The sequence below is a fragment of the Coleofasciculus sp. E2-BRE-01 genome (assembly GCF_040221695.1).
Taxonomy (GTDB): Bacteria; Cyanobacteriota; Cyanobacteriia; order Cyanobacteriales; family Coleofasciculaceae; genus Coleofasciculus.
In genome coordinates this window covers 1-12,176 of record NZ_JAVKEA010000107.1, presented here as the reverse complement: position 1 = coordinate 12,176, position 12,176 = coordinate 1, and the positions used below count along the sequence as shown (strand labels likewise).

The window sequence follows — 12,176 nt, the reverse complement described above, 5'->3', positions numbered from 1 at the left end:
ATTCCCAAATGCGTTTAACCGCTATGGGATAGAGAGGTGCGTAGTTCACCCAAGGAGAATTAATCTCTCAAAGTAAAAGCGAAGGGAATTTCTGCAATGAAATTCAGTCTGTCTATATTTGACTATACTTTTACCAACTATTAGTCCAAATTGGTCATGGGTGTTAAGTAGGAGGTGCTTGTGCGATCGCGGCGCAAGTTGGCTTGGCTAGGGGTGTGAATGTGGGGAATCGGGTGAGGTGATTCTCGCTGGTCAAGTCGGGATTGCCAATCAAGCAACATAAGGAAAGATAAGTAGTCGGACAAAAGAAAACAGCACGCCCACGCTTGTTTTGTAAACAAGCATGCTTTTTATATGGAAGCGATAAAATACAACAGGGCAGGGAAGAATATCAATGACTGAAGTTACCCTTCGCGGTTTAGAAGTCTCGGACTGGCAAGATATTGCCGAAATTTATCTTTCTCCGAAATGTTTATTTTTTGCTTCCCAGCTACCCTATCAATCCCGCCAAGACTTCCAACAACGAACGGAAAAGATTGTACGAGAAGGATATGGGTTAGTGGCAGTTGTGGGAGGAAAAGTGATCGGGATAGTCAATCTCACTCTCTTCCAAGGCAGTCGTTCCCATGTTGGAAAAATCAGTATAGCTGTACGAGATGATTATCAAAATCAGGGCATTGGCTCCCAACTTCTCGAAGCGATTATTGATGTAGCTGAAAAATGGCTTAATCTCCAACGATTGGAGTTAGGGGTATATTGCAACAACAATCCCGCGATTGCGCTTTACAAGAAATACGGTTTTGAGATAGAGGGAACGCTGAAGAAATCTGACTTTCGTGATGGCGTTTACATTGATGCTTATTTCATGGCAAGAATTCGAGATGAATAATTTGCCCATAAGTGTATCAGTGCCTATTCTTAAGCAACATGAGTTGATAAATACTGCTGAATTGGCTGCAATAAAATTCCTAATATTTTATCCACTTCCTTAATATGATAGTCAACAGCATCAATAAAAACTGACTTCCCTGCCAAGGTTAAAAACTTCCAAATCGTACCCGTCGTGACAGCACCATAAATCATCGGGATTTCATGGGCAGCCCGTTGATTAAACAACTGCGCTCCTAGCATTGTTGCCACACATTGACCCAATCCCCCGATAATATTCTCATTTTTTGCTTCCACAACAATAATTACAGGAGTGCTAATGAAATACTGTTCAGATGAGGCGCTAATAATAAAATCACAGTATCCATTCAATCCCAATTCTTCATCAACGTTAAAATCGGTTCCTGAAAATAAACTGACCTGAGCATTTAACTGGCGCCTCACCTCGGTTAAAATTTGAGAAATAAGTAATTCAGAACGTGCTTTTTCTGTATTAATGGCTGTTGCCAGCAGAATATAGTCAGGCAAGAGTAGGGATAAAATTTCTGAGGAGTTGGTTGGCTCTACTTGAGCAAAAACATTTTGATTTTCAGTAAATGTTAAATCAAACTCCTCTTTGACTTTGGCTAAACTAAAGTTACTGTATGCCATTTTTACTGCCTCTAAAACTATCCATTGAAGCTATCCGGTTGAGTGAAGTCATTAGCTGCCTGTTAACGCTGGGGCGGGTTGGGTTGAGCCGTTATCCGTTACCAACACAGAGACTGTCTAAACCCACACCCACCATAAGACTACCTGATTTTAGGCTGGCGACTGGACAAACTTGGGTGATAAGGCGAAGGATTCCCCAAAGGAAAACTTAAGCGCAGACGAGAGCGATTTTTGTTTCACGGGTAACTCAATCACAAACTCTGTCCCTTGTCCCGGTTGAGAAATACAGGTCAATTGACCCCCATGTTTATCCACCACAATTGAATGGGAAATTGATAAGCCTAACCCTGTCCCTGTGCCAATGGGTTTGGTGGTAAAGAAGGGATCAAAAATTTGCTTTTGAATCGCTTCGGGGATACCTGGACCATTATCCTTGATCCGAATAATTACCCGTTCAATCGGTTGCGAGTTCTGGGGTTCGTTTTCTGGTGACTCCTCCAATGGTACAACGGGTAATTGAGAACTCACTGCCGTACATATCGTAATTTTGCGGTGTTCTGGGTGGGTGTCTAACGCATCAATGGCATTCCCCAGGATATTCAAAAACACCTGATTAAGCTGACTGGCGTAGCATTCCACCGATGGCAAGTTGCCATAGTGTTTGTCAACCTGAATTTCTGGATGATTCAGTTTTGATTTGAGTCGATGCTGTAAGACAAGTAACGTGCTTTCAATCCCGTCATGAATATCCACTGGCTTAATCTCCGCCTCATCCAAACGGGAGAAATTTCGCAGGGATAAGACAATTTGGCGGATGCGGTTCGCCCCCTCTTGCATGGAGTTCAAAAGTTTGGGGAAATCGGTCTGGATAAACTCTAAATCAATTGCCTCAATCTCGTCTTGAATTTCGGCAACGGGTTGGGGATAGTGTTTGGCATAGAGTTGCAACAACTGCAACAATTCCATCCCATATTGACGAGTATAGGTAATATTCCCGGCAATGAAACCAATCGGGTTATTGATTTCGTGGGCAATACCCGCCACCATCTGACCCAAGCTAACCATTTTTTCCTGTTGAATCAGTTGGGTTTGCGTCTTTTTGAGTTGATCTAAGGTGTGCTGGAGATCCTGATTTTTGACTCTCAACTCCTGTTCCGATTTCCGCAAGGCTTCCTCCGCCTGTTTGCGATCGCTAATATCCCGGATAATTGTGGAAAACACCTCCACCTCTCCAGTTGCGCCGGGATGCGCCATCACCACTTGAGATACGGGAATTTCCCAACCATTTTGGTGCAGGAGTGAGGTTTCACCTTGCCATACTTTGTCCTGGATCACGGTGGGTAAGGCTTCGGCGAACAACCGTTGGTTCACCGACTGGGGATGGAAATCCCACATTCGCAGATGGCTGATCTCCTGATCTGGATCAAGTCCCACCAATTGCCGCCCCGCCTTATTAATATAGAGAAGCCTCCCATCCGGTTCACACATACTGACAAAATCGGTGGTACTTTCCAAAATCGCCGTCAATCGCGCCGTTTTTTGTTCCGCTTGCTTGCGCTGGGTGATGTTGGTACTGGTACTCACCACCCGATAAATCTGTCCGTGTTGATCACGCAGGGGGGTTAATGTGGTAATCCACCACCGTTCTTGTCCCTGTACACTAAAACATTCTTCATAGGATAGGGATGTTCCCGTCTGGACACAGGTTGTGTAATGTTCAGTTATCGTGATTGCCCGATCCGGCGGTAAGATCGCACCGAGGGGTTGATTCCGTAACTGTTCGGCGGGGATACCGATTAACTGTTCATAAGCGGGATTCACATCCACATAACGGAATTCCCAGGATGGATCAGGTTCACTCTGGTGTTGATGAACATCCACAACACTAATCGAGTTTTCCACACCATTGAGGATGCTGCTTAAAAATTGTTCTCTCTCTTGTAAGGCTTCCTCGGCTTGTTTGCGATCGCTAATATCGGTAATCATTCTGAGTACGCCGACAAATCCTCCTTGATCATTAAACAGTGGCGTCGCCGAAATAATCGCCCATAGATTTGATCCATCTTGGCGGCGAAACTTGAAATCGTAGCGTTCCTGGATTCCTTGACGGCGACGTTCTAAGTAGGTTTGGATCAACGCTTGGGATTCGCTGTCAATAAAATCAAACAGCGATCGCCCCTGCATTTGTGCGATCGTATACCCTAGCATTTGCGCCATACGACTATTGGCGAAGGTGATTTGGTTATTCTCATCAAACACCCAAACCCCCTCGGATGCGGTTTCCACGATACAGCGATAATGACGTTCCGATTCTCGCAGGGCGGCTTCGGCTTGCTTGCGTTCGGTGATATCTTCCACAATCCCCAATAGATACTGGGGTGTACCCGTTTCATCCAGCAAGGGGACTTTTTTGGTATTAACGATGCGTTCGCCGCGATGGGGCGTGTTCAAGGGGGCTTCGGGAATATCGACTAACGTACCCCCCATGAGAATTTGTCGATCCTTCGCCCGTAAGAGTCGGGCGTTCTGGTAGGGTAAAAAATCATAGTCACTCTTACCCAGAACTTGGGCTTTCGAGTAACCCAAGAGTTCTTCGCTGGTTTTGTTCCAGTACATCACCTGCAACTCGTTGGCATCTTTAATAAAGACACCCACTGGGAGATTCTCGATCACGGAGTTGAGGAAGGCTTGGGTTTCCCGCAGTTGAAGTTCTGTTTGTTTGCGATCGCTAATATCCAGGATCACGCCATCCCGCCATTGGACGACACCATTCTCATCCCGCGTCCCTTGACCTTTATCATAGACCCAAGCGATTTTGCCATCGGCGCGGACAATCCGGTACTCCAGCATATAGGGGTGTTGGTTGTCAATACTTTGCCCCACGCTTTCTTTCACGCGACGGCGATCGTAAGGGTGGATAATACTGTCAAAGGAACGGATGCGATCGCCAATAAACTCTGACGCCTCATAGCCAGAAATATTCTGAATCGCTGAACTCACAAACGTCATCGTCCCCGTCGAGTTCCAGGTACAACGATAGACAGCGCCCGGAATATTGGCAACTAACGCCTGAAATTGGGCTTCGCTGTGTTGTTGCGATTCCTGTGCCTGTTGGTCTTTGGTGGAGTTGGGGGTAGATTCAAGGGAATTGGGTAAAATAGCCATGATTTTCTCCACACTCAGATGCGTGGCTCAACTATTGCGAGGGTTTTGCGGGAGTGAACGGTTGAATGCTTAAAATTTTATTAAATTTTCTCGCCTTTAACATAAAAAATATTAATCGATGTTAACGTTTGCCATTATGCACATTCATGTAACTAATTGTAAAGTCCTTAGCTCAAATCGCCTGTCATCTACCACACACACCCAGTTTCCTCAGTGGTAGGTGTTGTCAGTGCAAGGAATGGTCAATGGAGAGATTCTGACTTGAGGAGAGGTTGACCATTAGACACGAACCAACTCACCCATGATAAGGCAAGTTCTTAAATCGAGCTACATCTACTGATTTTTCTCTGATGAAAGCGATCGCACTCGGTATGAACAGGGGAGTTGTCTTAAATCTAATGGCACTGAAATCAGCCGGAGGGAATCGCCGAAACCTTTGATATACCGTAGTGACGTGGCACGGCACACCTTAATTGGTGGATTAGAATTGTAGGGGCGCATGGCGTGCGCCCAATTTCACGGTCAAATCTATTCCACAATTTTAGCTGTGTCAGTCCAGTAGCGTGGGCATTGCCCACCTGCTTTAAGTCCGTGGCACTCGTGTTAAATCGGTAGGCACAATCAAAATTAACGGCGGGGATCTTCATGCGTCATCCTCCCTACCCATTCCTAATTTCAATGCGTGACGGCTGAAAGTTTTCTCAATCTCAACGGTCAACTTTAATCGTGTCCGACTCCTTAAGAGTAACGATCAAACCCGGATGATCAAGTCGCTCTTGTTACGTTAATTCTCGCCACCTACTTGATCTGACTTCCCAATCACTAATATCCAAAATTCTATCGAAAATTTGTTAAAATTGATACCAAATACCAGAGAATATAAACAAAAGGTAAGTTTCTTAGCTTATTGGAGTATATATTTCAGTTAATTAGACTACAAAATAAGCTCATTTTTACAGAAAAAATTCCCCTATCTAGAGATAGACAACTTGCCACGCTCCAACTGTTTTATGGGTGAATCAGCCAACAACTTAACGAAACCAATAGCGCTATACTTCCTACAAATTCTCTGTAATTAGACAGTTCAGGAGTAGCAAGCTGCCAATGTAATGGGATCGCTATTTTGTCACTGTTTAGTAACCTACAAGTAAGCTTTGCATAAAACTGATGCAAGTTTTAAATCGCTGAATATGACGCTTCATCGCCAAAATCAATCAGTCGAGATCAAAATAGGTCAAATCCTCCTCTCAGACATTAAAATTGGGCATTTCTTAGCAAAAACAGCACTTTTGAGCCAGAATTGAGACTTACCTGGCTTAGAGTAAGCCAAGTTTCACTTTGATATAGTTTGACAGCGTTCGCTTGTCTTTCTCGGCTTCCTGTTTAAGCTGCTGCTTTTGCTCGACAGTTACTTTAATCGTAATCGTGGTTCGTTTCATTTACGTCTAGTCACCTCAGATTCTCTACAGTAATACTTTAGTATAAAAAAGTATTAAAAAGTGTTACCTAATAAAAGAAACCTTAAGAAATCAGAAATTGCTCAGATTGAACAAATATCCTGAAGATAATAAGCAAATATTTGATTGGAAAGATTATTGATAAGCATAAATAAAATGCCATGAATCCATCAGTGATTTGAGGCAACGATCTATAGTTAGTCATCGGTGGCGGTCGTCTATTTTAGAATTTGCTGTCACTCAATCCCTATTTAATGCACAGGCGCTCCAAAGGTTCCCCTTGGAGTTCAGGATTTTACTTATTAAAGATGCAGTAGTTTCCTCGTGTTATGGCTTATAAACTTTCCCAAAATTGTACCGGGTGTGATATCTGTCGTACTCAATGTCCAACGGGTGCAATCAAAGTCAAGGATAACCAAACTTGGATTGATCCGAATCTGTGTAACAACTGCGAAGGGTATTATCCCGAACCTCAATGTGTGATTCACTGTCCTATCAGTTCTCCAGTTCCCGCTCACGGGAAAAAGGGACGGTACAAGCTGAATGAAAGACCTGCCACCAGCCCGGACTTATTTGCCGATGACAAAACTAATCCCTTTGCCTCCTCCATCGTTATTTGGGAAGCGTGCAACCTATTGGCACAGCGCATTTCTCTCCCTTGGCACACTGATGCGTCTGGAAAACTCTGTTATCAGCGCCAGGTGCGTCAAGGTCAAGGTGAAATGGACTTCTGGTTAACTGATACATTTGATACAGACTCAACTGATACGTTATCGACTGATGAAGCCCAGGCGACACTTGAGGCGATGGATATCAAAGCCACCTGTCTTCATTTAATTTATGCCGCATACGCGACAGCGTTAGAGAAACCGTGGCAGGAAGAGTTTACTCTCAACGATGTGCAAATTGAGAACTATTTGGGATTAGAGAAACGCACAGATTTGAGTAAAGCGGCTAAATTAAGTTTAATCAAACAGCTTGCCCAGCAGCCCTGCAAAATTACCCTCGGCGCTCATTGGTCAAAGCAAGGTAAAGTCCCAGAATTTAGCATTCCCCAAAGTCGCTTGTGGCATCTTCAGCCAATTGAACATCATTTTCAAGAAGATGAACAAGGATATAAACATTTAGTTGGCTTAACCTTTCGAATTAGGGCAGGACTTTGGGCAAAATACTTCTTAAATAGGCAAGGCTGTCAAAACCGAACTGCCTTCTATCAGTATGGTAATCTGCCTCAAACTTTACTCAGCGCCGTGATGAGTAACTGGCAACATCATGAAGGGGCGACGCGGATGATGTTGTGGTTGCTGTTTAAAACCAGAATCGGCAAACGACAACGGATTACTGTACCCACATTAATGCGGGTGGCGTATGGAGAGGACAAACTTCTGCGGGCGTCTTCCCAGCGAGATGAACGAAAACGTCTGGTGCGGACATTTGAAACCGATTTAGAAGTTCTCAGTCATTATGGACTCAAACCTGTTTTTGATCCGGTGACGTACTTACCAGAGATTCAACCCATGTGGGCAAAATTAGGAGATCTCCCTGACGATGCGGATGCGGCGTTAGAGTTTTGGATTCAAGATGGAAATAGTAATAGGCGGTTAACGGATGCAGCGCCCCGTGGGAAATGGAACCTGTTAATGAAAGCCCGGATTTTATGGTTTGAACTGAAAGCAGAATGGGAACATGCGCTGACTACCGTTGAGCCGAACAAGGTACGATTAACCAAGCGAAAGACTAAATCCCAGTCATCCTCTGTACTGTCTGGCGCAGACGTTATCGCGGCGAGACAACGTAACAAACTCAGTCAACGCGACTTAGCGCAATTGACGGGTAAAAGCCAAAGCTGGATTCGGGATATTGAGAAGGAACGGTTTCGGATTAAATTAGAAGACCAACGGCTGTTGCAGGAAGTGTTGGGTTTGGCGGAGTTGAATTCTGGATAATAGTTCAGGGATAGCACAGTTGCAGAGACGTTGCAGGTAACGTCTCTACAAAGGTTTATTGTCAACAGCTTCATCATTCGGATTCCCATTCCGTTGAATCAGTTCTTTTCCCAAGCGTTGTTGGTAACTATCAAGTAGTAATTGAATCCACGCGATCGCATCCAATTGTTTCCCGATTTCTAGTATCATTATCCTATCCCTATCATTGTCTTTAATTAGGTTCGTAGGGTGCGTTAGCGGAGCGTAACGCACCATTACTATAACTATCGCCGTTGCCATTAAGAGATTAAGCTGAAACTTAGGCTAACATAGCTAACCTAGGCTAACATTCGTCTCATGCAACCGCTAAGCTGTTCGGCATTTAAACCTTAATGTCAATAATGGCGAAAGCATTGTAGTGCGAGCATCTTGCTCGCTACTAATACCCAATTTAAATGCATAACAGCTTACCCCAGGACTGTTTGACCAAAATCGTTCGCGACTATGACCTTTCCCCGGAACAGGAAGAAGCATTTGTGGCACAGCAATTTGCTGAAACGCAAAATCAGCCAAGTCTGACAACCTATATTAACCAAATAAACGACTATGATTTATCTATAAACTTAAATTCCGTCCATAAGGACACAGAGTTATGAAACTCCAACGCTTTGAACATATCAACCTAGCTTGTCGGGATATTGACGCCACGAAAACCTTCTACCAAACCCTATTTCCCGATTGGTACGTGCGGGCAGAAAATAACGATGGACAGGATCACTGGATACATTTTGGCAACGACCAATTTTATCTATCACTCAATCACAAACCTGATTTCAAGCGTGTACACGAGATTTACGAAACCATCGGCGTTAACCATGTTGGCTTTGTCATTGATGACGGTGATGCCCTGAAAAAACGACTTGAAGACTATGGCATCGACTATTACACCATGAACGCAGCAGAAACCCAACACCGCATCTATGTCACCGATCCTGATGGCAATGAAATTGAATTCGTGGATTATAACCCAGACTACGCTTTACGTTAAACCCGATACAGAACCGAGAGAAATTTTATGGTAAGCGTTCACTGCCAACAATAAAGAGGATGAGAAGACAGTACCCTTTATCTATGCAACAGGCAGACAGAACAGAAGAACCCCACTTGAAAAATTCTAACCTTAACTGCCAAAATGCCAGCAAACGCTTAGAGAGGAGACAACTAGAATGCTAGAAGCCTATCGCCAACACGTTGCAGAACGCGCCGAACTCGGCATTCCCCCCCTACCCCTAGACGCCAAGCAGACAACTGAACTGTGCGAACTGCTGAAAAACCCGCCACCGGGGGAAAAAGAAACCCTGATGCACCTAATTCGCGATCGCGTTCCTCCCGGTGTTGACGAAGCCGCCTATATCAAAGCAGGCTTCCTCACCGCCATTGCTAAAGGCGAAATCACCAGTTCCCTGATTAGTCACCAAGGTGCCGTAGACCTTTTGGGGACAATGGTAGGGGGTTACAATGTCCAATCCCTGGTCGATTTACTCAAATCCCCAGACAACCCCTTAGCATCAGAAGCCGCGATCGAACTGAGTAAAATCACCTTGGTGTATGATACTTTCAACGATGTCCTCACCCTCTCAGAGGTCAATCCCTACGCCAAACAGGTGGCAGATGCTTGGGCAAATGCAGTCTGGTTTATTCGCCGTCCCAAACTCCCCAAAGCCATCAACGTCACCGTATTCAAAGTTCCGGGAGAAACCAACACCGACGATCTGTCTCCCGCCACCCACGCCACTACCCGCCCGGATATCCCCCTCCACGCCTTGGCAATGCTAGAATCCCGGATGCCGGATGCCTTAGACACCATTGCCAAGCTCAAAGAAAAAGGCTATCCTGTGGCTTACGTTGGCGATGTTGTCGGTACAGGCTCCTCCCGTAAATCCGCGATTAACTCCGTACTTTGGCATATTGGCGAAGATATTCCCTACGTTCCCAACAAACGCGCAGGCGGATATATTTTAGGGAGTGCGATCGCGCCGATCTTCTTTAACACCGCCGAAGACTCCGGTGCATTACCCATCGAGTGTGATGTCACCCAGATGGAAACCGGAATGGTGATTACCATCCATCCCTACAAAGGCGAAATCACCAACGAAGCCGGAGAAGTCATTTCCACCTTTAAACTCAAACCCGAAACCATCCTGGATGAAGTCCGCGCAGGTGGACGCATTCCCCTATTAATTGGGCGGAGTCTCACCGATAAAACCCGTGAAGCCCTGGGATTAGCCCCCAGTAACCTCTTCACTCGTCCCACCATGCCAGAGGATAGCGATAAAGGCTTTACCTTGGCACAGAAAATGGTGGGCAAAGCCTGCGGCTTACCCGGCGTGCGTCCCGGTATGTCTTGCGAACCCTTAATGACTACCGTTGGTTCCCAAGATACAACGGGTCCAATGACACGAGACGAACTTAAAGAACTCGCCTGTCTGGGATTCAGCGCCGATTTAGTCATGCAGAGTTTCTGTCATACCGCCGCTTATCCCAAACCCGTGGATATTACCACCCACAAGGAACTCCCCAACTTCTTCTCCACACGCGGCGGTGTCGCTTTGCGCCCAGGGGATGGGATTATTCACTCCTGGTTAAACCGGATGTTATTACCGGATACTGTCGGTACTGGTGGCGACTCCCACACCCGTTTCCCCTTAGGCATTTCCTTCCCCGCTGGTTCCGGGTTAGTCGCATTTGCAGCCGCTTTGGGGGCTATGCCCTTAGATATGCCCGAATCTGTCTTAGTCCGGTTTACGGGTGAATTGCAACCCGGTGTCACCCTGCGGGATATTGTCAATGCAATTCCTTATGTGGCGATTCAACAAGGCAAATTAACCGTTGCTAAAGAGAATAAGAAAAACGTCTTCTCCGGACGGATTATGGAGATGGAAGGCTTACCGGATTTAAAAGTTGAACAAGCCTTTGAACTCACTGATGCGACGGCAGAACGGTCTTGTGCGGGTTCAACGATCAAGCTGGGCAAAGAGACAATTTCCGAGTATCTGCGTTCCAATATTGTGCTATTGACAAACATGGTGGCGCGAGGCTATCAAGATGCCCGGACTTTGATGCGTCGGGTGGCAAAAATGGAGCAATGGTTGGCAAATCCGGAGTTAATGTCTGCGGATGCCAATGCTGAGTATGCGGATATTATCGAAGTCAATTTGAACGAAATCAAAGAACCGATTGTCGCCGCCCCCAATGACCCGGATAATGTTAAGTTAATGTCCGAATGTGCCGGAGACAAAATTGATGAAGTGTTCATTGGCTCATGCATGACCAATATTGGACATTACCGCGCCGCTGCCAAAGTCTTAGAAGGTGCAGGAAAAGTAAAAGTTCGCCTCTGGATTTGTCCGCCTACCCGAATGGATGAAAAACAACTGCGGGAAGAAGGAATTTATGATACCTTTGCGGCAGCGGATGCACGGACGGAAATGCCAGGATGTTCTCTATGTATGGGGAACCAGGCGCGAGTTGAAGATGAGGCGACGGTGTTTTCAACCTCAACTCGGAACTTCAACAATCGCATGGGCAAAGATGCGCGAGTTTATCTTGGTTCGGCGGAATTAGCCGCTGTTTGTGCGCTGTTGGGACGGATTCCCACGGTTGAGGAATATACGGCGATTGTGACGGAGAAATTGAATCCTTTTGCTGGTGATTTGTATCGCTATTTGAATTTCGATCAAATTATTGGGTTTGAGGATGAAGGACGAGTGATTCCGTTGGAAGAAATGCCCAAGATTGAGGATATTTTGGGGATGCCGACAGCGGCGAGGTAAGTTGAAAACCTAACCCCCTAACCCCCTTCCCTGCCAGGGAAGGGGGAACATGAACTCCCCTCTCCTTGGAGGAGAGGGGCTGGGGGAGAGGTCATTTAAAATGTAACGATAAAACCCTATAGCAGATTGCGAAAGTATGGGGTACAATGTTTGAGATAAAATTATCTTGAATTTCTAAACATGAAAGCCTATTCACTAGATTTCCGAAAGAAAATCTTGGACACCTATCACAATACACCGATATCTCAAAGACAATT

General features: G+C 45.5%; 10 protein-coding genes and 1 pseudogene. 6 read left to right on the top strand and 5 right to left on the bottom strand.

Annotated elements, in window-relative coordinates; all coding sequences use genetic code 11:
- Positions 1 to 140: 140 nt before the first annotated feature.
- Positions 141 to 274: pseudogene (locus tag RIG66_RS12915) on the top strand (UDP-3-O-(3-hydroxymyristoyl)glucosamine N-acyltransferase); the annotation flags it as partial.
- Positions 275 to 394: 120 nt separating this feature from the next.
- Positions 395 to 889 (top strand): GNAT family N-acetyltransferase, encoded by a 495-nt coding sequence (locus RIG66_RS12910; protein ID WP_446378595.1) that lies wholly within the window; start codon positions 395 to 397, stop codon positions 887 to 889.
- A gap of 29 nt (positions 890 to 918) precedes the next feature.
- Here the strand turns inward: RIG66_RS12910 and RIG66_RS12905 are convergent, their stop codons facing one another.
- From RIG66_RS12905 to RIG66_RS12890, 4 genes are all read right to left on the bottom strand, one after another.
- Complete coding sequence (locus tag RIG66_RS12905) at positions 919 to 1,539, bottom strand: hypothetical protein (RefSeq protein ID WP_446349470.1); 621 nt, start codon at positions 1,537 to 1,539, stop codon at positions 919 to 921.
- A gap of 150 nt (positions 1,540 to 1,689) precedes the next feature.
- On the bottom strand, positions 1,690 to 4,704 hold the full coding sequence (locus RIG66_RS12900; RefSeq protein ID WP_446378593.1) for a PAS domain S-box protein: 3,015 nt from the start codon (positions 4,702 to 4,704) through the stop codon (positions 1,690 to 1,692).
- Positions 4,705 to 5,037: 333 nt separating this feature from the next.
- A complete protein-coding gene (locus tag RIG66_RS12895) occupies positions 5,038 to 5,205 on the bottom strand; it encodes a hypothetical protein (RefSeq protein ID WP_446378591.1) in 168 nt (55 codons plus the stop codon).
- Between the two features lie 815 nt (positions 5,206 to 6,020).
- Positions 6,021 to 6,143 (bottom strand): hypothetical protein, encoded by a 123-nt coding sequence (locus RIG66_RS12890; protein WP_446378589.1) that lies wholly within the window; start codon positions 6,141 to 6,143, stop codon positions 6,021 to 6,023.
- Between the two features lie 347 nt (positions 6,144 to 6,490).
- Between RIG66_RS12890 and RIG66_RS12885 the strand changes: the two genes are divergently transcribed.
- Complete coding sequence (locus RIG66_RS12885) at positions 6,491 to 8,107, top strand: helix-turn-helix domain-containing protein (protein ID WP_446378587.1); 1,617 nt, start codon at positions 6,491 to 6,493, stop codon at positions 8,105 to 8,107.
- Between the two features lie 45 nt (positions 8,108 to 8,152).
- Here RIG66_RS12885 and RIG66_RS12880 read toward each other — a convergent pair whose 3' ends face one another.
- Positions 8,153 to 8,296, bottom strand: a complete 144-nt coding sequence (locus tag RIG66_RS12880) for a hypothetical protein (protein WP_446378586.1) — start codon at positions 8,294 to 8,296, stop codon at positions 8,153 to 8,155.
- A gap of 245 nt (positions 8,297 to 8,541) precedes the next feature.
- On the opposite strand from RIG66_RS12880, the gene RIG66_RS12875 reads away from it, so the two are divergent.
- The 3 genes from RIG66_RS12875 (at position 8,542) to acnB (ending at position 11,919) form a co-directional block, all read left to right on the top strand.
- Complete coding sequence (locus tag RIG66_RS12875; protein ID WP_446378584.1) at positions 8,542 to 8,742, top strand: hypothetical protein; 201 nt, start codon at positions 8,542 to 8,544, stop codon at positions 8,740 to 8,742.
- Entirely contained in the window at positions 8,739 to 9,134 is a 396-nt protein-coding gene (locus RIG66_RS12870) for a VOC family protein (protein WP_446378582.1), read from the top strand. The genes RIG66_RS12875 and RIG66_RS12870 overlap by 4 nt, the downstream gene beginning before the upstream one ends.
- A gap of 178 nt (positions 9,135 to 9,312) precedes the next feature.
- Entirely contained in the window at positions 9,313 to 11,919 is a 2,607-nt protein-coding gene (acnB, locus tag RIG66_RS12865; protein WP_446378580.1) for a bifunctional aconitate hydratase 2/2-methylisocitrate dehydratase, read from the top strand.
- The last annotated feature ends 257 nt before the right edge of the window (positions 11,920 to 12,176 follow it).